The sequence below is a fragment of the Clostridium perfringens ATCC 13124 genome, assembly GCF_000013285.1.
GTDB classification, from domain to species: Bacteria; Bacillota; Clostridia; order Clostridiales; family Clostridiaceae; genus Sarcina; species Sarcina perfringens.
Genome location: NC_008261.1, coordinates 1,906,797 through 1,931,154 on the forward strand (window position 1 = coordinate 1,906,797; position 24,358 = coordinate 1,931,154).

Sequence of the window (24,358 nt, forward strand, 5' to 3'; positions counted from 1 at the left end):
TCAGCATTGATTTAAAACTTTTTAAATTTTATTATCCTTCAAAGCTTTCAAAAGCTTCTAAGAATTTATCTATATGTTCTTCTGTATGTTTTACACTTAAGAACATTGCCTCAAATTGTGATGGTGGTATGTTAAATCCTTTGTTTAACATATGTAAGAAGTATCTCTTAAATCTTTCTCCATCACAAGTTTTTACATCATCATAACATTTAACTTCTTTTAAATCAGTAAAGAATAAAGTCATCATTCCACCTTGTCTATTAACAACAAGACCTAAACCTTTTTTCTTTGCTATTTCAAGAACTCCCTTTTCAAGTTTTGATCCTATTTTTTCAATATGATCATAGTATGATGGATTTTCATAAAGTTTTTTAACTGTTGCAAGTCCTGCACTCATTACTATTGGATTTCCTGACATTGTTCCAGCTTGGTAAACTCCACCTAGTGGTGATAAGTTTTCCATTATCTCTCTTCTTCCACCATATGCTCCACAAGGTAGTCCACCACCCATTATTTTAGCATAAGTAACTAAATCTGGCTTAACATCAAATAAAGTTTGTGCTCCTTTATATGCTACTCTAAATCCACACATAACTTCATCAAATATAAGAAGTGCTCCATATTTATCACATAATTCTCTAAGTTTTCTCATAAACTTAGGATCACATTTAACAACACCCATATTTCCAGCAACTGGCTCTATTATTATTCCAGCAATATCATTTCCGTACTTTTCAAATAATTCTTCAACTTGCTTCTCATCATTGTATATTCCTATTAAAGTATTCTTTATACTTTCCTCTGGAACACCTAAGCATCCTGGAATTCCTTCTGTTAATACTCCTGATCCAGCTTCTATTAAGAATCCATCAAAGTGTCCATGATAGCATCCTGCAAACTTAATTATTTTATCTTTCTTTGTGTATCCTCTTGCTAGCTTTACAGCACTCATAGTAGCCTCTGTACCTGAGTTTACCATTCTTATCATGTCGACATTGTCTAATGTTTCACATAAAAGCTTAGCTAAGTCTAATTCTAATTTTGTTGAAGCACCAAAGGCTATACTTTCCTCTGAAGTTTTCTTTATTGCTTTTACTACATCTTCATCACAATGACCTAATATCATTGGTCCCCAAGCTAAAACAAAGTCAATATATTCATTTCCATTCTCGTCCTTTATCATAGCTCCTTTACCACTTTTTATTACTGGAGGATTTATTCCAACACTTCCAAAAGATCTTACAGGACTATTAACCCCACCTGGCATATATTTTTTTGATTCTTCAAATATTTCTTTATTTCTGTCCATATTCATTCTCCTAACTATAAGATTGTTAAGCAAATATTTTTTCATTATATTATAGTCTTAAACTATTCTTGTAACCATTTAGCAGCTTCTATAGCATAATAAGTTATTATCATATCTGCTCCTGCTCTTTTCATTGATAAAAGCATTTCTAAAGCTACTTGTTTTTCGTTTATAAGTCCAAGTTTAGCCGCTGCCTTAACCATAGCAAATTCACCACTTACATTATAAACACAAACTGGTACATCTACTTTATTTCTTACTTCCTTAACAATATCTAAATATGATAAGGCAGGTTTAACCATAACTATATCTGCACCCTCTTCTATGTCTTGCTCTACTTCTTTTATGGCTTCTCTTGAGTTTGCAGGATCCATTTGATAGGTTTTTCTATCTCCAAATTGTGGTGCTGAATTAGCAGCTTCTCTGAAAGGACCATAGAAAGCTGAGCAATATTTTGCAGAATAACTCATTATTCCAACATTAACAAATCCAGCTTCATCTAAAGCATTTCTCATAGATAATATTCTTCCATCCATCATATCTGAAGGAGCTACCATATGAGCACCAGCCTTAGCGTGTGAAACTGCTATTTTATCTAAGAAACTTAAAGTTTTGTCATTATCTACATCTTTTCCTTCTATTATTCCACAATGACCATGACTAGTATATTCACACATACAAACATCAGTTATTACTAATAAGTTCTCATAATCTTCTCTTAATTTTCTAATAGCCTTTTGAACAATTCCATTATCAGAATATGCCTCTGATCCACAAGCATCCTTATGTTCTGGAAGACCAAATATAATTACACCTTTTATATTTAAAGCTACCACTTCATCAACTATTTCATTTAATCTATCTAAAGATACATGATAGTTTCCTGGCAGAGAACTTATCTCCTTTTTTATGTTGTTTCCTTCAACTACAAATATAGGAAATATAAAGTCATTTGCTGTTAAAATATTTTCTCTAACAAGGTCTCTCATTTCCTTATTTATTCTAAGTCTTCTTCCTCTCTTTATCATAATCTTTCCTCCTAATTTGTTTGTAATTTGCCTATAAAATTAATTTTACCACAAATTTATTTTTTAACCTCTTGCCATATACCCTCAATTTCACTTAAAAATCCATCTCCACAATGTGTTTTGCACATTTTTCCTTCAATTCCACTTTCATTTAAAGCTTTTAAAGTTATAGGTCCTATAGCTATGCTTACTTTCTCTTTAAGAGCTTCAAGTCCAATCATATCAATCATGTTTTTAACCGTTGAAGGACTTGTGTATAATACCATATCAACTTCCTTGAAAGCTCTTGGATTTTTAACATCTCCGCATATAGTATCATAAATATTAACTCTATGACATTTTGCTCCTAAAGAAGCTAAATTATCAAACAAATATTCTCTGCTTAAAGAAGAACATGGAATTAATACCTCTTCTCCTTCTTTAATATTATCTTTTAAAACTTCAAATAAACCTTCTGCTGTAAATGAATGAGCCATTATGCTTGGCACAATCCCTCTAGCTATTAAAGCTTTTTTAGTTGCTTTTCCTAGTACAGCAAAATCTGCTTTTATTTTTCTTATATCAACTCTATTTTTTACTAAATAATCAAAGAATACATTAACAGCATTTACTGAAGTAAATACTATATGATCATATTTTTCTAAAGTATTAATATATTCATCTAAATTATAAGCAGTTTCTTTTATTTTTATAGAGTTTATTTCTGTTACTTCTGCACCTAACTCTTTTAATTTCCACTTAATCTCTTTAGATTGTTCCTTAGATCTTGTTAAGCAAATATTAGCTCCAAATAGAGGTAAATTTTCATACCATGAAAGTTTTTCATTTAATGAGACAACATCTCCAACAACTATTATACAAGGTGACTCTAACTTAGCTTCTCTAACCTTTTTACATATATTTTCTAATGTTCCAATAACCTTTCTTTGCTTTGAAGTTGTTCCTCTCATTACTACTCCACAAGGAGTTTCTATATCTTTACCATTTTCTAAAAGTTTCTCAACAATTGTCTCTAAATTTGAAAGTCCCATCATAAATACTAAGGTTCCATTTTCTTTTGATAAAGCTTTCCAATTTACATTTAAAGTTCTTGCTGACATTCCTGTTACAATATGAAAACTCTGTGCTAATCCTCTATGTGTTATTGGTATTCCTGCATAATTCAAAACAGAAATAGGTGAAGTAACCCCTGGAATAACTTCAAAAGGTATGTTTTCTTCTACTAAGGCTAATACTTCTTCTCCACCTCTTCCAAAAACATATGGATCTCCTCCTTTTACTCTACCAACAACATGACCTTTTTTAGCAAGCTCAACTATACTTTCATTTATCTCTTCCTGTGTTTTATAATGGCATCCTGGCTCTTTTCCACAATAGTAAATCTCACAGTCATCATTTAAATAATTAAGTATATTGTTCCCAACTAATCTATCATATAAGACAGCTGTGCATTTTTGTAATGCATTTATTGCTTTAAGTGTTAATAACTCTTCATCTCCAGGACCTGCCCCTATTATATATGCTTTTTTACTCATAGTTCCTCCTATACCTCTCCTAATATTTTTTCTGCAAGTTTTTTTCCTAATAATATATTATCTTCTTTATTTCCTAATATATCTTTTTTAACTATTCTATTATTTACAGTAAATGTACCTATCATATATAAGTCATTATCTTTAACCTCTGAATAAGCACCTATAAGACTATGACATCCTCCGTTTAATACCTTCATAAAACTTCTTTCAGCCTCAACAGTAGTTCTAACCTCTTTGCTATCTAAAGCTTTAAAATAGTCATTAAATTCTCCACCTTTTAAGCACTCTATTCCTAAAGCTCCTTGACCAATAGCAGGTAAAAATACCTTTGGATCAAAATAATCACTTATTACATCTTCCATACCAAGTCTTTTTAATCCTGCTGCCGCTAAAATTATTCCATCTAAATTTTCTTCAGTTATTTTTTTTATTCTAGTTTGAACATTACCTCTAATTGGAACAATCTCTAAGTCATCTCTAAATAACTTTAACTGCTCTGCACGTCTTATACTGCTAGTTCCGATTCTAGCTCCTTTTCTTAAGTTAGATAAAGTTGATCCATTTAAAGATACAAAGGCATCTCTTATATCTTCTCTCTCTGGCATTGCAACAAGCTCAAATTCACTAGGAAGTTCAAAAGGAACATCTTTCATACTATGAACTGCTCCATGAGCTTCTTTATTTAAAAGAGCTAATTCTATTTCCTTTACAAATAGACCCTTGCCACCTATTTTATTTAATGAAACATCTAGTCTTCTATCACCTTCTGTCATAACTAAAAGCTTCTTACTATCTACATTTTCTTTTTCCTTTAAAAGTTCCATAACTTTTTCAGTTTGCACTTGTGCTAACTTACTTTTTCTAGTCGCTATTATTAATTCCATTAATCCAAACCTCACATTTTGATTATTTTTATATTTTCATAAAAAATTCTGTTATAATTACTTTAATCCTAAAGTTAATGAATTAGCTAATTCTTCTCCTAAAAGATTTTTTAAGTATTCATATTCTCTTTTTTCTAAAAGGGCATTTTTAAACTCTTTACTTGAAATAATCTCTATTATATTATCCTTCAACTCTTCTTTTTTAGCTTTTTCTCTAATTTTTGCCACCTTAATTGAGTATATGTCATTTTCCTTAATAATATTTGATACTTCTTCTCCTATAGCCCTAGTTATCCTAGGAGATCCTAATTTACTACTTATACTAAAGCCTAGATTTTCATAACATCTACTGTAAGGAATAGCTACCATACCCTCTTTATAATTGGCTGCATTTAAATATAGTTTATATTCTTTCTCACAATCCTTGCTTATTTTATGTACTAGAGAACTTTCATCCACAGCTATTATTATAAGATGAGCATCTTTTATAAACTCTTTATAATAGTTTCCCTTTTCAAGTTTTAAATTTTTATTTTCAATATCTAAGATTTCCTTTGAAAACTCCTTAGATAAAATATGTACATAACAACCTTTTTCTAATAATCCTTTAATCTTTATGGTGGCTGCTTTTCCTCCACCTATGACCTTAACATGAAATTTATTGCTTATAATGTTTATTGGCACTAAGTTAAAAATATCTTCTCTATTATTTCTGCACAATAACTATCACTTCCCTTTAAGGCTTCACTTTTTAAAAGTTCTATTGCCCTATTAACATAAGCATCAGCTGTACTTTTTATCATTCTTTCTGCTAATTTAGCATTTTCTCCATTTCCTTTATTAGAAAAAGTCTTTATTCTTTCACTACAAATTTCATTTTCTCTTATTTTTATGTTTCTTATTTTACTTGAAACTTCTCTTATTTTAAGCCAGTTTAAAAATTCATCTATGCTTTCTTCAACTATATGCTTATACTCTTCCATTCGTTCTTTTCTTATTTTTTTATTCTTATCATCAATCTTACTTATTTCATCTATATCCTTAAGGATTACTCTCTCTTTTTCTGATAATTCCTTGTCAACATCTCTTGGAACAGCTAAATCATATATATGTATTGTCTCCCCTTCAGTTTTTATATCTTCATTTCTAACTACTGTATGAGGGGCTGCTGTACAAGAAACTATACAATCAATCTCATTTATAACTTGATTTTTCTCATTAAAATCTAAAACTTCTACAATTTCACCTTCTAAATCACTTGCCTTACTCTTATCCCTTACTATTAAATAAATACACTCTACTTTATGGCTTAAAAGGTGCTTAATTGCTAACTTCCCAATTTCTCCATATCCTAATACCATAAATTTTCTACATCCTTTTAATAGGGCACTATTTATTGATATTGATACTGATGAAACTGGAACTTCAAACATTTTACACTCTGTTTTAAATTTTTTACCACAAGCAATAGCTATTTCAAACATCTTTTGTAATTCTGATGAAATACTATTATCTGAAATAGCTGTTTTATAAGCACCTTTAATTTGTCCTAAAATTTGATCTTCACCTAAAATTCTTGAATGAAAGCCACAAATAACCTCCATAAGATGGGTTACTGCTCTCTTTTCCTTTGATAAAAACATATATTTTTTCAAATCATCATTCCAATTGAACACATTAAAAATTTTATCAAAAATTTCATCCTCTGAAATCTCTTCAGTGCAATTAAAATAAATCTCTGTTCTATTACAAGTATTTAATATTACAACTTCTTTAAATGAATTTAATAATTCTCCTACGTATTTCTTATGTTTTTTAGGATATAAGGCTAATTTTTCTCTTATTGCTATATCTACATTCCTTTTAACCCCTATAACTCCTATCATGAACTGCCTCCTAAGTTTTTATATCATATGTTAAAATTTTATTAAAACACTCTATTTTATAATATCATAAAAATTATATATGCCCAATGAAATAATTGTATTAGTTATATGAAAAATACATATTTATTATAATTAATAGCTTATATAAATAAAAGCACTCTATAAATAGAGTGCTTTTTATTAGACGCTGATTAAACTAATGCTGACTTTTAGATAGAACCTTAAGACCATCTTAATAGGCATTTAGTATTGCATCATAATAACGTTAAGAAGCTTTTTTGTTTGAGTCTTAGCGAGTTTAAAAGCTTTAGCTATTATTCTGAAGCAGATCATAGCAATACTTTGCGAAATTAAGCTAGATCTTATGGTCTATCTAAAAATCAATACTCAGTTTAATATAAAAGTCTAGACCTTTATTAAAATCCGTTTGTATAATGTATTCCGCTCCAATAAACATTGTTTTTCATTAATGCTTTTTCAGATAAAGTTACTCCTTCTAAAGCCCACTTCTTGAATTCCATAAATCCAGTTCTGTCTATTATGTATCCAATGTGCTCTTTTCCACCTGGAGCATCTTTAGCAATATATTCTGTAACATATTTATAAGTATTTAAGATTATTTTTATGATGCTATCCTCATCTACCCAAAGGATAAAATCTTCTGCTAATCTTGGATTTTTCTTTCCTGTTCTACCCATTATAGCTAATCTGTAATATTTTTCTTTACTTCTTGTCCATGCATTTGTTGGGCAATTCATAACACATTCTCCACAACCAATACATTTGCTTCCATCTCTAACTACTTTGAAGTTTTCAAAACTTAAAGCTCCTGTAGCTTTCTTTTTACAAGCTCTAACACATGCTCCACAAGATACACATCTATTTCTTTCATATTGTGGCTCTGTCATACCTATAATACCAAAGTCATGCATTCTAGCCTTAATACAATCATTTGGACATCCAGTTAAAGCTATTTTGAAGTGTAAATCATTTGGGAATATTGCTTTTTCTATTTTCTTAGCAAAATTTGTTGTATTGTAATTAGCAAATGGACAAACATTATTTCCTATACATGCTGAAACGTTTCTTGTTCCTGCTGCATTGTATCCATCTCCTGGATTTTCTTGATTTATTTCTAAAGCTTCTATAATAGGTTGAAGCTTTTTATTTACTTCTGGTATATCTTTCATATCTATTCCTGGTATTTCAAAACCTTGTCTAGTAGTGATATGAACTGTACCATCTCCATAAGTATCAGCTATTTCTTGAATGTTAAGTAATAACTTAGCATCTAAGTGTCCACCTGGAACTCTTATTCTTGATGCTGTATATCCTCTTCTTTTAGTTACCCTAAAAGCGTTCTTCTTAAGTTTTTTAGTATTTATATCTAAAGACATAGTCCTTTTCCTCCTAATCTATTAAAAGTTTACCCTTAGTGTAGTTGAATACTGGTCCATCTAAGCATATGTATGTGTCATCTATCTTACAGTGTCCGCATTTACCTAATCCACAACACATTTTTCTTTCTTGAGATATCCAAATATTTTCTTCTTTAATTCCTCTTTTTAAGAATTCTAAAACTGTAAACTTCATCATCATTGGAGGACCAACAACTATAACTTGAACATTATCCATATCTTTTATTTCTAATTCAGGAATGTACTTAGTTACAAGTCCTGTATTTCCTTCATAACCTTCTTCAGCAGAGTCAACAGTTATGATCATATTCATATTCTTTTCCCATTCTTTCATGTCATCTTTGAAAAGAATATCCTTTGGTCCTTTAAATCCACTTATAAGAGTAAAGCTTTCTGCATCTTTTGGATTTTGTGAGAAATACTCTACTATTCCTTTAACTGGTGAAAGTCCAGTTCCTCCAGCAACAACTATAACTTCTTTTCCCTTGTAGTTGTTAACATCAAAGCCATTACCATAAGGTCCTCTTAAGAAAAGTTTATCTCCTTCGTATTTTTCAAATATTTCATTTGTTACTACTCCAACTCTTCTTATTGTAAGTTCCACATAGTCTTCTCCTATACCACTTACTGATATTGGCGCCTCTCCAAACTTTGGAAGAGAAACTTCAAAGAATTGTCCTGGCTTAACATCACCTTTAAATTCCATTCTAAAAGTATATTCTATGTCAGTATGTTTTTTTACGTTTAATATTTTTGATATAAAAGGAGTATATTCATTATGCATTATCCTTCACCTCTTCTATAGCATCTTTAAGTTTATTTACACATTCTGAAAAAGATATGTATTCTGGACAGATATCATCACATCTACCACATCCAACACACATATGGTATCCCCATCTCTTTTTGTAGTCATATACTTTGTGCATAACTTTAAATCTCATTCTTTGACCTTTATCTTTTCTAAAGCTATGTCCACCAGCCATATCTGTATATCCATCTACTTGACATGAAGCCCAAACTCTTCTTCTTTCACCTGCATTTTCATTATCTTTGTAGAATACATCTTGCATAGTGAAACAAGTACATGTTGGACATACAAAGTTACATCTTCCACAAGCTATACATCTTTCTGAGTATTCATTCCATACAGTTGATTTTATTATGTTTAAATCAATTCCCTCTGGAACTTCAACCTTAGTTTCATTTTCTTCTACAAACTTTGGTGAAACTTCTTCTTTATTACTTTCTACTGCTTCAAAGATTTTTGATAACTCTTCATCTTTTATATCTAATAAAACTTCATCATTATCTAATCCTATATATGCTGAATATTCATCTGTTTTATTAGTTCCCATGCTTACACAGAAACAATTATCAAAGCTATTTTCACATCCCATTACTATAAACTTAGCTTTTTCTCTTAGTTTTTTGTAGTAAGGATCTTCAAAACCATTTCTTAAGTATATATCATCAATTCTTCTTAAGGAATGCATATCACAGCTTCTTAAGAAAATTAATATATTCTTTTCCTCTACACTTGCTTCACTAAATTTATCTTCAGTAAAGAAGAATAAAGTTTGAGTTATTGGAAGTAAAACTTCTTTATATGAGAAATCTGACTTCTTTGAAAACTCAATATCATTTATAGAATCTATTTCTCCATATCTTGTCATGTCAGTATCTGAAAATCTTCCTTTACCTTCCATAACTTTAGGAGCGTATATCTTATATTCTTTTTTTAAACAGTCTATTATCTTATCAAAATTGTCTTTTGTAAGCCTTAAACCCATAATAAAACACCTCTTAAATTTAACTTTATTTTGAAATTAAATAAATTCTAATAGATTATAATAATGAAAGTTTTTTTCTTTCATTTGTTTATAATATTTTAATAATTAAGAATTTAACAAAGTCTATTATAAGAATAAAGTTTTATTGAGTATGTGATTTTTGTTACACTGTAAAAATTCTTAAATTACAAAACAAAAAAATAAATAACCCCTTATAGCTTTTAATTTCTAAAGCTTATTTATATTAATGATTTAAAATATGCAGCAATTTTTTCTCTATCAGGTACTATTATCTTTTTGTTTTCTTTTATTATTAGATTTTCATCTCTTAAGGTTTTAATAGCTCTAGATACACTTTCCCTTGGAGAACCAAACATATCTGCTAAGTAAGTTATACTTATATCTAAGTCAATAAGTGTCCCCTCTGGCACTTCTTTTCCATAATCCTTGCTTAACTTCCAAAGCTTTGCTGCTACTCTTTTTTCTAATTTTATTGGAGTTACATTTTTCATTTGTCTATATAATCTTCTTACCTTCTTGCTCATTTCATTTAAAACAATCTTTGTAAGCTCAAAATCTTGGCTCATTATATTTAATAATTTATTTTTATCTATACTCAGTATTATTGAGTTTTCAAAAGCTTCTCCATTTATTGAGGCAGGAAGGTCATCAACTATTACTTCATTTAAAAAGCTTTCCTCTCCAAGTATGTAAACTATTCTCTTTTGCCCATATTCATTCATCTTATATAGGGTTACTTTTCCTTTTAAAACAATAAAAATATCCTGAACCTTATCTTTATCTCTAAAAATATGCTCTCCCTTTTTCTTTTTTAAAACTTTAGAATTTTTCTCTATATATTTTAAGGTTTCATCATTAAGTCCCGAAAAGAAACTTATATCTTTTAATTTATCACTACTTAATGCTTTCATAATCTCTCCTACTCTATAAAAATCTTATTATTCAAACACAATATAATCTAATTTAACACAAAATTTCATTAAATAATAGAACTTATATAATTATATTTTTAACATTTAAAAGAAAAATATAAAATAGGATTTTATGAAAATATAATAAAAAAACTTACAAACTTATTCTGAGAATTAATAGAATCCTCTTCATAATCTTTGTAAGTTTTATAAAAAGCTATTTTTGAATATGAACTAGTTTTTTATTTTCTACTTTTTTATTAGCTATATAATGGTAGGTTACCCCTAAAAGAACACCACCTAGTATATTTCCTAATGTAACAAAAAATAGATTATATAAACTTCCTGCTACTGTTATAGTAGCTCCCTTTGTTAATATAACTCCTATTACTAATAAGCTCATATTTGCAATGCTGTGTTCAAAACCAGATGTTACAAAGGCAAAAAGACACCAGAATATCATTATTAACTTTGATGTTTCTGTTTTTAATCTAAAGGTACACCATACAGCTAAGCATACTAATATATTACAGAATATTCCTCTTATAAATAATTGCTCTGGTGGCAAGCTTATTTTTATTTCCGCAGTTTTAATCATAAAATCACTTACACTACCTGTAGTTAATCCTGCCCCTATAAAACCTAAAGCGGCTATTATAGATCCTAAAAAATTACCAGCGTAAGCTAGTCCCCATACTTTTCCGCATTCTTTAAATGTTACCTCTTTGTTTAGCATTCCTATAGTCATTACAAAATTATTTCCTGTAAAAAGTTCTGATCCTGCAAAAACCACTAAACTTAAGGCTACACCAAAAGATGCTCCCATTATTATTTTAGTGCTTGGAGAATTAGCACTATCTAATATTCCTCCTATGGTAAATGCTAGCATTATACCAAAACTTACATAAAGTCCAGCAAGCATAGCATATACTAAATAACGGCCCTTACTATTATTTAGCAAGTCAATCTTACCTCTACCTGCACTAATAACATTACTAAATTCTTCCCTAAACATGTTAAAGCCTCCCCACTTAAAAGTCTTCCCTTAAATTCTAAAATAAAAAAGCCTTAATCACTATAATAAAAGAAGAAAAAATTTATTTTTAACTTTTTATCCATAATTAATTAATAATAAATCAATATTTTTTACTATAAAAAATATGATGTATCAAAACTAGAACTTATGACTTAGTTATTTTGATACATCATACTCTTCTTAACTCTATTTTCTTTTATTATTTTCTCTCATAAAGTCTGTTAAATCTTGAAATAATCTATTCTTTTTTCCCTTTAAAAACTTATTTAAAGATGGAGCTAAAATTATAGGGAATATACTTCCTGTTATTATATCTTTCATAGTGTCAAATAAACTTATTTGAGCAGTTAATCCAAAGGTTTGATCAGTAAAGAACTCCCACATTTCCCATACTGCTGTGCAAGCAATTCCAAATATCATAGAAAAAATAGCTATAACTAAAGAATTTACATTGTCAGTTTTGTAATTATTAAGATATAAAAATAACATATAACCAAGTATAAAGGTTAATATTCCTGATACAGTATGTAAAAAAGTGTCCCAGTGTGGTATTGCATAAAAATTATTTACCTTAGCTAAAAACATTGAAATAAATATAAAGCCTACAATTATAAAATTTAAAAATGGAGATAATTTTATTTTTGCAATCTTACATATAAGTCTAGGTAAAATTAAGGTTATAAAGGTTAAACCTGTTGAATATAATAAAATCAAATCTTTATTTATTATTCCATAGATTAAATATGCTACAAGTAAAATATAAAAAATAATTTCAAAATAAATATCATAGGTTAATTTCTTTTTCATAATTTTCCTCCTTAATACTTTTGCTACTTATTAGTTGTAACTTCTGATTTCTTGTAAGCTTCTTTATATAATACTCTCTACTTTGAGCTTCTCTTTTATTCTCAAAAGATTCAAAATAAACAAGTTTTACCGGCCCTCTTCCTCTAGTATATTTAGCTCCACATCCATTATTATGTGCTTTTATTCTTTTTTCTAAATTATTAGTCCATCCAGTATATAAAGATTCATCTTTACATTTTAAAATATAAACATAATTCAAAGTAATCACCACTTTTAATATTAAATCATCCTATTATTTTTATCAACTGACCCTATAACATTATTTAACAAATTTTATTTTTAAAATTTATTAGGATATAATATTAATAAAAGCGAATTTATTTAAAATTACAGTAATTAATAGCTTATTAATATAAAAATCTTTTTAAGAATTAATTTTATTAAATAAATTCAACTAAATTTTATATAACAAATACTGTTTAGAATTTAGTTTAATCCTATTATATAAAGGAGTTTTTTAAGTGAGAAAAGAATATGTTAATTTCCCTTCAGACATACCTGTAACCATATCTTATGTAAACATAAAAAACTACCCCTTGCATTGGCATGATGCAATAGAAATACTTTATGTTCTTAAGGGCAGCATAAAAGTAGATATAGATACTGACAGTTATGAAATACAAGAAGATGAAATTGAAATAGTAAACACAGAACAAACTCATAGAATTTATTCTAATAAGGATAACAGAGTTTTAATATTTAAAATAGATCCACACTTTTTCGAAAAATATTATAGCGATATAGAAAATATGTTTTTCTATACTAACACCTCTGATGAAGGTGCTCAAAGTGATGAATCTTACGATAAACTTAGAGTATTTTTATCCATTATATTATGTGAAGAAGCTCAAAAAGTAGATGATTATGATAAATATATAGAAAAATCCCTAGTAGAGCTTTTATTTCACCTTTTAAATAATTTCCACTATCTTTTATATGATAATGATGAAATTCATGAGAATAATATGTTACTAGAAAGGTACCATAGAATTTCTAAGTATATATATAATAACTACAATAAGAATATAACCTTAAAGGATATTGCTAATACTGAGTTTCTTAGTACTCATTATCTTTCCCATGAAATAAAATATGCAACAGGACTAAGTTTTACAGACCTTCTAAACTTAACTAGAGTTGAAGAATCAGTAAAACTTCTTTTAGATACTGATAAGTCCTTATCTGAAATATCTTATGAAATAGGCTTTTCTCATACTCGTTATTTTAATAAACATTTTAAGGCCTATTACAATTGCACTCCTCTTCAATTTAGAAAAAAACATAAAATAAGTGAAGAGGAATATAATAAACAAAAAGAAATAACTTACTATCCCTTAGCTGATAGTCTTGAGGAACTATCTTATTACTTAGATGATTATCCAAGATTTAATTATGAAGATAAGATTCATAAGCTTACTTTTAATATGAATACTGAAGGCACTGAATTTAATAAATACTTTAAAGAAGTTCTTAATGTAGGAGATGCCTTTGACTTATTATTAGAAGATAACCAAGATATTGTTGAAGATCTTCAAGATCATATAGGGTATAACTATATAAGACTTCTACATGTATTTTCATCAGATATGGGCATATTCCCTGGTTCAAAATTCTTTAACTGGACTAGAACCTTTGATATTTTTGAATATATATCTTCATTAGATTTAATCCCTTTAATAGTCCTAGATGATTCTGGATATTCTAAGGATAATTTCTTAGATGTTATAAAATCCTTTATAGACTTTTTTAGCGAGGTAGAAAGTTTTGAATTAACAGATTTAAAATTCCAATTTACCTCTACATTTAATGAGGATCTAAAGAATTCTTTAATTGAATTGTTTGAATCTAAGGATTTAAATTTAGTAAATGAACTTTATACTCCAAACAATAAAATAGATTTAATATATGACACAGCTTATATGCTTCCATTTATAATTCATAATACTGTAAGCTCAGGAAGCAAATTAAACTTTATAAAAGCCTTTGATGCCTTAGATAGACAAATTGACATTACAAATGAAGTTTTCTTTGGCTATCCAGCAATGGTAAATGATAAAGGAATTAAAAAACCCTCTTATTATGCTTACTATTTTTTAAGCAAACTAGGAGACACACTTCTTTATAAGGGAGATGGATATATACTAACTAAGTCAGAGGATGAATATCAACTTCTTGTATATACCTATAATGATGAAATTGATTCCCTTATAGATTTTAAAAACTTTACTAAGTTAAGAGGGGTTAAAGACTTGGTAGATAAAAAACTTTCCTTAAACTTACTTGATTTAGATAGCGATGTTAGAATAACTAAATACACCATAGGGGAGAACTTTGGCTCTTCATTTAATTACTGGCTTTCCATGGGAAAACCTAAAAGATTAAGAAAAGCAGAAAAGGATATATTATTCCAAGCTTCCTATCCTAAAATAGAATTTAAGTACGCCAAAAAAAATACTATTTTAAATATACAAACAACTCTTCAAGGATATTGTGCAGAACTATTTATACTAAAAAAAGTTTAATATTGTATAATAACCATGAAAAAAGAGTACTTTTTTGCCTTTTTCAAATATTTTCCTTAAAAACTTTCCTTACATTTGTACATTTTTTTAAACATACATGCAAATTATTTTATTAAGGAAATAGGTATATAATATAAATATAGAAGAAAAGAGAAGATATGAAAGAAGGTATTTTTTATGGCAAGGCTAAAAAAGTTTTTTAGACCGATTAATTTAAATTGTTTTAATTGCAAATTAAGTTTTTTACAACAAACAATGGACTTATTTTATAGAGATTAAATATATATGAAAAGAGCTAGAATTTAAAATTCTAGCTCTTCTTTCATTTTAAAATAAAATTAAGGAGTTACATCAAAATTAGTAATACACTTTACAAACATATTCCGAGAATTACTAGATATTCTCTTCATAGTGTTTGTAAAGCGTATAAAAAGTTAATTTAATATAATTCCTTAATTCTATATTAATATAAATTATCCACTTCTTTTATAGCAAAACTTAAATATTTTAAAGCTTCATTAGTATCATCTAAATAGTGATAAAGATCAGCCATTTCTAAATATCTTTCTCTTTTCTCTTCATATGTACCAAATTTAAGTAAAAGATCTGTTGCTAAATTCATATACATTTCCCATTGCATATCATTTCTCTCGTTTTTACTTAATTCTGCTTTAAAATAATAACTTCTCTCTATAAAGAACATATTATTTTTATTTATTGCTAATTCTAGTGATAATTCACAATATTCCTTAACACTTTCTATACATCCATTAGCATTGTAAACATTTATTATAAATAATAAAAGTTCTATATACCCTATTTTATCTTCCTTATTAACCTGTTCTATAGATTCTTCAGTAAGCTTTTGGGCTTCTTCATATTTTCCGCATTTTAAGAAAGCATCAATAATAAGACTATTTATTCTTTTCCAGTTGTAAGAATTACAATCTATCTTTTCTTTATAATAAGTATAATTTCTTTCAAACTCTTCACTATTTCCTTCTAGAAGTGCTAAAATAGCTAAAATTCCTTGGGCTTCCCCTAAGCACTTACTATTAAGATCAATTCCATGAATAGAGAAAATATCTTTTATTATTTCTCTACTTTTCTCTATATTACCAACTCTGTAATTACATATTGCTAAAGCTGTAGCATTTTTTATATAAAGCTCATTATTTTTTTCTATTCCATCTTTTAATAGGAAATCTAAAAGCATGTTATAATATGTTATTGCATCTGCAAAATTCTTTCTTACTGTAAAATATAAAGCTAAATCCTCATAATATAATCTTTTGCTCTCTTTATTGCTTTCGTATATGTTTGAATACTCATTTAATAAATCTTTTGCTTTTTTAAATTCCCTAATATTAGTATAATTTATAAATAAAATATGCATAAGTTTTGCAGAAATATCTTCATATTCTTTGCTTAAAGAATATTCTAAGTACTCTTTTATCTCATCAGCTTCACTTTCAGTTAAGACTTTCTTTTGAATATACTTATCAATAGAATTATTTAGTTGTGTTATATCATCACATAAAAGATACTCTAAATCTAAATCTAATCTTTTAGCAACTAACTCTAGTACCCATTTATCTGCTTTTACTTTTCCATTCTCTATACAGCTCATTCTAGATATAGATATATCATCTTCACAAAGTTGCTTTAATGTTAAACCTTTATATATTCTAGCTCTTTTTATTTTCTCCCCAGTAGATAAAAAATCCATCACTCTCACCTATACCTTAACTTTTAATTACACCTAAATTTTTCAGGTTATTTATACCCTTGTCTAAGTATTTAGCCGCTTCATAATCTCTCTTAAGCTCTAAATAGAATTTACCTAGTCTTATGGAGATATCTGCTTCTTTCTTTTTCATATCATTTCTCTTAGCAATTTCAAGTGTATCTAATAAAATATTTTCTGCTTCTTTTATATTGTTTTGTAAGACTTCTATTCTAAAAGTCAGAATCTTATATTCTATTAATCTATTAACATCACTTACATTTAATTTATTTTTTATTTCATTAAGAATTTCTATGCATTTATTCATATTTTTTGTCTTAATATGATTTTCACATAAATTAAATAAAGTATCTAAAAGTTTAGAATCAGTGTTTTCTTCTCTTATTTTTATAGCTCTATTATAATGTTCAAAGGACTCTTCTATATTGTCAAATTCAAAGAATAATTTTCCTAAAGAATCTTCTATTGAACTTATTTTATCTAATTGTTCTAATTCTTTATAAACGTTAAGACTTTGCTTTGAGTATGCTATTGCACTTTCTAAATCACCAACTTTAGCATGCTCTTCTGCTAGTAATTCCAAACTCTTAGCATAAGCTTTCTTGTTGTAAACTTTTTCAAATTCGCTTTTTGCTAAAAATGCAAAATTGATTGCCTTTTGTATATTTTCAATAAAGAAGTATGTTTTTGATATTAAATAATATATTTCTCCTAGAAGTAAATCTTCAGTTAATTTATTATTTATGTATATCTTTTCAGCTTCTTTTAAGTATGAATTAGCTGAATAATATGCTTTTGAATGTAAGCTTATTTTTGCTATATTCAAGTATGTTTTTACCATATCTATATTACTGTTTATTTGTAAAAACAACATATTTGCAGATAAGAAATATTGTTGAGCTAAAACGTATTCTTCGCTTTTTAAATACATCTCAGCCTTTAATGCTAAGTTTTTAGCTTTTCTATATATTAGGTCATACTTATCAGCATAATATATTGCATATTCTATAAATTTCTCACCCTTTTTTATATCATCATTTAAAATAGCACTTTCTGCTATTTGCTCGTAATATAAACATATCTTTTCAGCTTATGTTTTTTCCGTTTCCATTAAATATTCAACGGAAGTATTTAGCGTGATTGCAATATACTCTAAAAGATCCATTGAAGGATTTGATCTCCCTGACTCTACTAAACTGATTTGTCCTGGTGTTATTCTCTCCCCCGCTAATTCCTTAAGAGTCATATTTAATTCTTTTCTTCTTCTTTTTATTTTTTCTCCCAATGATAATATTTCCATAGCTTAAATCATCCTCTTACTGTTATTATTTTAACATCCATAACCAATTAAATTATATCATAAATTTAGGTTTTAATGTCAATTATTCAGTATTTTTGTAAAAAAATCTATATGTTTGTGCATTTTTTAACATTTTTTAATCATATACTTTAATTTTAATAACTTATATCTTTAATTTTTTAATATATATACTTATTCTTTAAAAATATTATATATTATAATTGAAAATTTCTCTACATAATAAAAAAATTTCTATATATATACAAAAAAGCAGCCTTAAGCTGCTTTTTTATAAGTTATTCCATCCATCCCATACTTTCGCCCGCTGCATCAATCATTCTTCTTGAAGCCTTTTTAAGAGCTCTTTGAGTTTTTCTGTCTAAATTTGGAGTTACCATCATACCAACAGCTGCTCCAATAGCACCTATGGCTAAAGTAGTCATTAATTTTTTTGCCATAATAATCACCTCTTTTAATAATGATTTCATATTTAGTTTGTCTAATTAAAACATTTTTATTAGAGGTAATTCATAGCATTAAAGACTTTCTAATGCTTTTTTGGCAAGTATATCTGCCCTATCATTAAATTTATTTCCGCTGTGTCCTTTTATTTTTTTAAATCTAACCTTTATGAGTTTAAATTTTTCTTGCATAAACTCATTATAATTTTGAGTTATTCTATTATTTCTTTTCCAAGTTCCTAAAGCCCAGCTCTCAATTCCTTGATAATCATAACAAAGAACTATATCTTTATATCCATTTTCTATGGCATATTCAATTGCCTTCATAGCTCCTTCAACTTCTCCGGATACATTTCTTAGAGCTATTGCTTCTTTATCATATCCAACACCATTATCTTCATATAATATTTCATCATTTTTTACTACTAAGAAGCCATAAGAATAATTTTCTTTAGAAACCATAAAGCTACCATCTACGTAAATATAAATTAAATCATCCTTAACCTCTTCATTTCCTTTAACTTCCTCAAAGCTTCCTCCATTTTCATGAATAGAAATAAACTTTTCTGCCTCTTCCTTTGAAGCGAAACTTTTGTACTTAGCGCCTTTACATCCTATTACTTCTTTTTGGCATTCTGTCCAAGTCTCAACAATCTTAGGAATCCCTGATTTTCCTTTTGCTATAGCATAATATTTTTTAGCCATTATTTTACTCCTTTTTTAATTAGTTATTACATCTATGACTTCATATATATTATCTAAATTATTAGCACCTGTAAATCCACTAAAGAATTCTACAGTCTTTCTTAAAATAACTACAAATTCATTTTCTCCTTGCCAATTTTCTAATATAACATTTATGTCTACATCATTTATTATTCTATTTAAAGCAAAGAAAATTACACTTAAATCATCTAAAGCACCTACAAAAGGTATTTTATCTGGTAATATATCAAATGGACAAACTACATATCCTAAAGAGGCACCTACTACAGCCTTAGTCTTCATAGGAACTCTATTATCTTTTAAAAGTCTAAATATTAAAGCTACTATATCTGGTAAGAACATAATATAATCCTTATAATCTTTAGCTTTATCTGGAATATGATTAACCACATACTCTCTGCTACTTGTATACATGTCCTCAACTTTTTGTACATCAATGCTCATTATGTAATCATCTGTCTTTTCCTCTTCTTCAATATCATCTCTTACTTCTATTTCTAAAACAGGTTCCTTAATCTTTGAAAGCTCTACATCTATTTTTTCTAAGCCAATATTTAAAACCTCTCCTTGAATTTTTAATTCCTTAAAATCTAAATTTAAGAAAGGTATATTACCTAGTATTTTCTTATAACCTACAAGTATTTTATCCTCTTTAACTAATATCCCCTGATTTTTAAAACCTTTTAAAGCTATCTTTAGACCTATTTTTCTAAAAGGCTTTAAAATTCCAACACTCATAAGTTTAGCTTTTGAAAATTCTATAACAAGATTATCCCCTTCTACTCCTAAAATATCCAAGGTTGCCTTAAAACCTAAAGCAAGAACTTTTTTGAATACGCCTTCCACTTCTATACTATTGTTTATTTTTAAGCTTTTTATTTCTAAACCTTTAATTTTCACAAAATCATTAATAAAGCTCATTAAGTCATCTGAATTTAATTTTATATCTACATTTGAAATTTGCAAAATACTTCTCCCCTTATTATTTAATAATTATCCATCTTTTAGTATATAGTATTTATTCTTAATTTTGAAGGTAAAAAAACTCCTCTGCCTTATTTAAAACAGAGGAATTTTTTTATTTTCTTATTATTTTATAATTATGGAAGAAAAGTCCTAAAATAGCTCCTGCTATGAATCCGCCAAAATGAGCAGATATATCTATATTAGACATTGATAGACCGATAAATACATTAAGCAATATAATAACTATTATATTAGTTACTAAGGCTTTACCAATTCTATCTTTTTCATTATAAGCAAAAACTAAAGCTGCCCCTAAAAGTCCAAATATAGCTCCTGAAGCTCCAACTCCCATAACTGGTGAAAAGTATAAGCTAAATATACTTGCTACTATTCCTGAAACAAAATAGATAGCTAAATATTTTTTCGCTCCATAAATCCTTTCTATGAAATCTCCTAATATATATAGAGCATACATATTAAATAAAAGATGTACTATTCCACCATGCAAAAACATAGAGGTTACTAATCTATAATATTCTCCGTGGAATATTATTGCATTATTATGCTTAGCACCCATCCAATATAGAATTTGTGGATTCATCTCTACTATATTTCTGAAGAATCCAGCACCTAAAGCAGTAGCTACAATAAGACAAACTAGAAAAGCTAAAATATTTAAACCAATCAATATTCCTGTAACTTTTCCACATCTTAATTTTTTATACCAAGGAACCTTTGGTTCTTCTTTCTTTTTTAATAAAAATTCTAATATTTTTGCTAGAGGCTCAGAGCTCCTATCACTTTTTAAAACTTCTCTTTTCTGAACATCAACAATTACTCTATGACAATTCTCATCTATAGAAAAGTCTTCATCCTTTTTTTCATCCCTATCATAGCTTTTATAAAGAATTATATTATGAAGAGAATATGACTTACCTAAGCTTTTTAAATAATCTTCTGCAATTTTTAAATTTTCTTCCTCTTCATAAGACTTAGATATTATAACTGCATATTTTCCATCATCTTTAACTGTCTTTAAAGCTATCCATAGTTCTTTATCCTGTTCTCCTTTTAAGTCTTCTACATAAAAACCATAATTATTTATAAGTAAGTTGAAATAATCTTGCTCAAATTTACTCATTGCCTCTCCTCAATCTTCTAAATAATTTCTTCCAACATATCTAAAAGCTCATTAAATCTATCTAAGGTATCTTTAAGAGGCTTAGATGTTGTCATATCTACTCCAGCCATTTTTAATGTATCTATAGGATACATTGATCCTCCAGCCTTTAAGAAACCTTTGTATTTTTCAACAGCCTCTTCTCCTTTTGAAAGAATTGAATTTGCAAAGGAAGATGCAGCTGCATAGCCTGTAGCATATTGATATACATAGAAATCAGAATAAAAATGAGGTATTCTAGCCCATTCTATAGATATTTCTTCATCTACATTCATATCTTTACCAAAATATTTAATGTTTATATCTTTCCACATCTTACATAAAACTTCTGATGTAAGAGATTCTCCATTTTCAATAGCTTCATGAGTTTTTAACTCAAATTCTGCAAACATTAATTGTCTAAAGACAGTTGTTCTTATTTGCTCTAACTCTTGATTTATTAGATATAATTTTTTATTTTTATCAGTTTCTTTCTCTATTAAATGATGTATAAGTAAAATTTCATTTGTTGTTGAAGCAACTTCTGCACAGAAAAGACTATAATCTCCATAAATATAAGGTTGAGTCTTTCTAGTATAATAAGAATGTATTGAATGACCCATTTCATGAGCTAAAGTTGATGCATCATTTAACTCATAATTATAGTTTAATAATACATATGGCATAGTATCATAGGATCCCCATGAATAAGCTCCACTTCTCTTTCCTTTATTTTCATATACATCTATCCAACCTTCATTTATTCCTTCATTGAATATGTCTAAATATTCTTTTCCTAAAGGTTTTAATCCTTCTTCAACTAAACTTATGGCATCCTTATACTCTAAATGTTCTTTTTTGCATTCTATAACTGGAACATATAAATCATACATATGAATTTCTTCTAAGTTAAGAAGTTTTTTCTTAATTCTAACATATCTATGAAGAGCATCCATATTTTCATCTACAGTTTTTAAAGCATTATAGTAAACTTCTACTGGAATATTATTAGGTTTTAAAGAAGCCTCTAAGGAACTATTATATTTTCTTGTTTTGCTTTCAAAAACAAAGTTTTTAATAGAACTTGTTAAACTTGTTGCTAAAGTATTTTCATACTTTTTGTATGTTCCAAATAAAAGTTTAAAGGCAGCTTCTCTTACCTTTCTATCTTTGCTCTTTATAAAAGAAATATAGTTTCCTTCAGTTAATTCTACCTTTCTACCACTTTCATCTACTATCTCTCCAAAAGTCATATCTGAATTAGTAAGCATTGAATATATGCTCTCTGGAGCTCCTAAACAATCTGATACAGAAGCTAAAACAGATTCAACTTCCTTTGATAATATATGAGGCTTTTCATTTAATATCATTTCAAAATATATTTTATATTGTTTTAAATCCTTATCCTCATTTATGAAATTTTCTATTGTTCCTTCTTTTAAGCTTAATATCTCTGGAACAAAGTATGCAGTATAACTTGAAAACTCTGCTGAATATGGATCTATTTTATTTACTAAAGATTGCATTTCAGGATTAGATGTGTCCTCATGACTTCTCATATGAGCATAAACATATAGTTTACCAAGTTTTCTGCTTAACTTTTCATTTAATAAAAGAAAAGCTTTTAAGTCTTCCTTGTTTCCTAACTTTCCCTCAAAATCTTTTAATTTTGGAGCTTCCTCTTTTAACTTATTTAATTCCTCATTCCATTTAGCTGGAGTTTCATAAATTTTATCAATTCTCCACTTATCACTTTCTGGAATTTCATCTCTTCTTCTAAGTTTTTTGACCTCACTCATTTTAATTCTCCTTTCAAATATTATTTATAATCTTCTTCTTTACCCTTTATGTCCTCAAAAACCTTCTTCATTTGTTTATCTATAATAGAGCAAACTTCATTTAAAACTGCTCTCATTTCCTCATGCTCATCATCAAATTTAAATTTGACTACCCAAGTTGGATTATATTCTTCATCAAACTCTTCTACTATATATCCTAATGAAGTAAGGGCCTCCACATTGAACAAATCATATATTGCTGAAAATTCCCATTCTGAAACATCCTTGTCTGTATCAAAAAAAAGACTTACATCTCCATCTACGCAATATAATTTTTTAACAAAATTAGTTCCTTCTAAAACTGAATAACTTCCTAATTCACCCTTTATAACTCCATTTTCTTTATCTTTTTCCATTATAACTAATGAAGAAAAATCCATCTTATATCATCCTTTCCTATTTTACTATATATACTAATTATAAAATTTCTATTTATATTTGCAAGTGCATATGCCGTATATAATAAAGTCTTCCTCTTTATATTTATTTAACTGTAAAATTATGGTAATATATTTTATGTAACATTAATATACTAGAGGTGATTTTTCATGAATAAATTTATGCTAAGAAGACTTATTTTAGGAGTATCCCTATTTTTTATTATTATATTTTCAAGTGTTTTTATTATTAATAAAATTTATATTAAGCAAAAGTGTAAAGATTTATACTTTGCAACTGAATATTTAACAACAAGAGGGAATTTAGAAAATAGCCTTCTAACCATAAAAAATTTTGAATTATCATTTTTAGATAAGGATATTGCAATTGTAGAAATTAATGGACTTAGTTACGATAAGCCTCATCAATCTATTTCTTGCAAAGCTTACTTTGAAAAAAAGGAAAATTCAGTTTGGGACTTAAAAGAAATAGAAAAGCTAACTTAAAATGCAAATTATTTGCACTTGATTTAAAATCCATGTATAATTTATTTAGAATTATACTAGGAGTGAT

The 24,358-nt window shown here is 27.7% G+C and carries 22 protein-coding genes and 1 pseudogene; 2 read left to right on the forward strand and 21 right to left on the reverse strand.

Going from position 1 to position 24,358, the window contains the following annotated elements:
* Positions 1-31: 31 nt before the first annotated feature.
* The 13 genes from hemL to CPF_RS08245 all read right to left on the reverse strand — a co-directional run bounded on the left by hemL (position 32) and on the right by CPF_RS08245 (position 12,887).
* The gene (hemL, locus tag CPF_RS08185; RefSeq protein ID WP_003481561.1) at positions 32-1,309 is read right to left on the reverse strand and encodes a glutamate-1-semialdehyde 2,1-aminomutase; all 1,278 of its coding nucleotides are present in this window, start codon (positions 1,307-1,309) and stop codon (positions 32-34) included.
* Positions 1,310-1,371: 62 nt separating this feature from the next.
* The gene (gene hemB, locus CPF_RS08190) at positions 1,372-2,337 is read right to left on the reverse strand and encodes a porphobilinogen synthase (protein ID WP_003457183.1); all 966 of its coding nucleotides are present in this window, start codon (positions 2,335-2,337) and stop codon (positions 1,372-1,374) included.
* Between the two features lie 56 nt (positions 2,338-2,393).
* Positions 2,394-3,872 carry a uroporphyrinogen-III C-methyltransferase gene (gene cobA / locus CPF_RS08195; protein WP_011590842.1) on the reverse strand — a complete coding sequence of 493 codons (1,479 nt, stop codon included), beginning with the start codon at positions 3,870-3,872 and terminating at the stop codon, positions 2,394-2,396.
* Between the two features lie 8 nt (positions 3,873-3,880).
* Positions 3,881-4,756 (reverse strand): hydroxymethylbilane synthase, encoded by an 876-nt coding sequence (hemC, locus tag CPF_RS08200; RefSeq protein ID WP_003454674.1) that lies wholly within the window; start codon positions 4,754-4,756, stop codon positions 3,881-3,883.
* Positions 4,757-4,813: 57 nt separating this feature from the next.
* Positions 4,814-5,476 carry an NAD(P)-dependent oxidoreductase gene (locus tag CPF_RS08205; protein WP_041702704.1) on the reverse strand — a complete coding sequence of 221 codons (663 nt, stop codon included), beginning with the start codon at positions 5,474-5,476 and terminating at the stop codon, positions 4,814-4,816.
* A complete protein-coding gene (gene hemA / locus CPF_RS08210; protein ID WP_011590844.1) occupies positions 5,440-6,642 on the reverse strand; it encodes a glutamyl-tRNA reductase in 1,203 nt (400 codons plus the stop codon). Before hemA ends, CPF_RS08205 begins: the two co-directional genes overlap by 37 nt.
* A gap of 416 nt (positions 6,643-7,058) precedes the next feature.
* On the reverse strand, positions 7,059-8,039 hold the full coding sequence (gene asrC, locus CPF_RS08215) for a sulfite reductase subunit C (protein WP_003454647.1): 981 nt from the start codon (positions 8,037-8,039) through the stop codon (positions 7,059-7,061).
* Positions 8,040-8,052: 13 nt separating this feature from the next.
* On the reverse strand, positions 8,053-8,844 hold the full coding sequence (asrB, locus tag CPF_RS08220; RefSeq protein WP_011590845.1) for an anaerobic sulfite reductase subunit AsrB: 792 nt from the start codon (positions 8,842-8,844) through the stop codon (positions 8,053-8,055).
* Complete coding sequence (gene asrA, locus CPF_RS08225) at positions 8,837-9,853, reverse strand: anaerobic sulfite reductase subunit AsrA (RefSeq protein ID WP_011590846.1); 1,017 nt, start codon at positions 9,851-9,853, stop codon at positions 8,837-8,839. Before asrA ends, asrB begins: the two co-directional genes overlap by 8 nt.
* A gap of 239 nt (positions 9,854-10,092) precedes the next feature.
* Positions 10,093-10,785, reverse strand: coding sequence for a Crp/Fnr family transcriptional regulator (locus CPF_RS08230; RefSeq protein WP_003469104.1), 693 nt, complete (start codon positions 10,783-10,785; stop codon positions 10,093-10,095).
* A 217-nt stretch (positions 10,786-11,002) separates the two neighbouring features.
* The gene (locus CPF_RS08235; protein ID WP_011590847.1) at positions 11,003-11,800 is read right to left on the reverse strand and encodes a formate/nitrite transporter family protein; all 798 of its coding nucleotides are present in this window, start codon (positions 11,798-11,800) and stop codon (positions 11,003-11,005) included.
* Positions 11,801-12,007: 207 nt separating this feature from the next.
* Positions 12,008-12,628 carry a hypothetical protein gene (locus CPF_RS08240; RefSeq protein ID WP_011590848.1) on the reverse strand — a complete coding sequence of 207 codons (621 nt, stop codon included), beginning with the start codon at positions 12,626-12,628 and terminating at the stop codon, positions 12,008-12,010.
* Complete coding sequence (locus CPF_RS08245) at positions 12,606-12,887, reverse strand: GIY-YIG nuclease family protein (RefSeq protein WP_003454658.1); 282 nt, start codon at positions 12,885-12,887, stop codon at positions 12,606-12,608. The genes CPF_RS08240 and CPF_RS08245 overlap by 23 nt, the downstream gene beginning before the upstream one ends.
* A 262-nt stretch (positions 12,888-13,149) precedes the next feature.
* Here CPF_RS08245 and CPF_RS08250 point away from each other — a divergent pair, with 262 nt between their 5' ends.
* Entirely contained in the window at positions 13,150-15,210 is a 2,061-nt protein-coding gene (locus CPF_RS08250) for a helix-turn-helix domain-containing protein (RefSeq protein ID WP_011010449.1), read from the forward strand.
* Between the two features lie 463 nt (positions 15,211-15,673).
* On the opposite strand, the gene CPF_RS08255 is transcribed toward CPF_RS08250, so the two are convergent.
* The 8 genes and pseudogenes from CPF_RS08255 to CPF_RS08285 all read right to left on the reverse strand — a co-directional run bounded on the left by CPF_RS08255 (position 15,674) and on the right by CPF_RS08285 (position 23,787).
* Positions 15,674-16,939 (reverse strand): helix-turn-helix domain-containing protein, encoded by a 1,266-nt coding sequence (locus CPF_RS08255; protein WP_003457274.1) that lies wholly within the window; start codon positions 16,937-16,939, stop codon positions 15,674-15,676.
* A 16-nt stretch (positions 16,940-16,955) separates the two neighbouring features.
* A pseudogene (locus tag CPF_RS08260) lies at positions 16,956-18,257 on the reverse strand (helix-turn-helix domain-containing protein).
* A gap of 296 nt (positions 18,258-18,553) precedes the next feature.
* On the reverse strand, positions 18,554-18,715 hold the full coding sequence (locus tag CPF_RS15020) for a YtxH domain-containing protein (RefSeq protein ID WP_003457284.1): 162 nt from the start codon (positions 18,713-18,715) through the stop codon (positions 18,554-18,556).
* 78 nt (positions 18,716-18,793) lie between these two features.
* Positions 18,794-19,423, reverse strand: a complete 630-nt coding sequence (locus CPF_RS08265) for a viroplasmin family protein (protein WP_003469106.1) — start codon at positions 19,421-19,423, stop codon at positions 18,794-18,796.
* A gap of 15 nt (positions 19,424-19,438) precedes the next feature.
* Positions 19,439-20,410, reverse strand: a complete 972-nt coding sequence (locus CPF_RS08270) for a YkvA family protein (protein ID WP_003481572.1) — start codon at positions 20,408-20,410, stop codon at positions 19,439-19,441.
* A 112-nt stretch (positions 20,411-20,522) separates the two neighbouring features.
* Positions 20,523-21,551, reverse strand: a complete 1,029-nt coding sequence (locus CPF_RS08275) for a rhomboid family intramembrane serine protease (RefSeq protein ID WP_003454696.1) — start codon at positions 21,549-21,551, stop codon at positions 20,523-20,525.
* Between the two features lie 17 nt (positions 21,552-21,568).
* The gene (gene pepF / locus CPF_RS08280; protein WP_003481576.1) at positions 21,569-23,368 is read right to left on the reverse strand and encodes an oligoendopeptidase F; all 1,800 of its coding nucleotides are present in this window, start codon (positions 23,366-23,368) and stop codon (positions 21,569-21,571) included.
* 20 nt (positions 23,369-23,388) lie between these two features.
* Positions 23,389-23,787, reverse strand: coding sequence for a DUF6762 family protein (locus CPF_RS08285; RefSeq protein ID WP_003457290.1), 399 nt, complete (start codon positions 23,785-23,787; stop codon positions 23,389-23,391).
* Between the two features lie 168 nt (positions 23,788-23,955).
* Between CPF_RS08285 and CPF_RS08290 the strand changes: the two genes are divergently transcribed.
* Positions 23,956-24,291, forward strand: coding sequence for a hypothetical protein (locus tag CPF_RS08290; protein ID WP_003454606.1), 336 nt, complete (start codon positions 23,956-23,958; stop codon positions 24,289-24,291).
* Positions 24,292-24,358 lie beyond the last annotated feature (67 nt).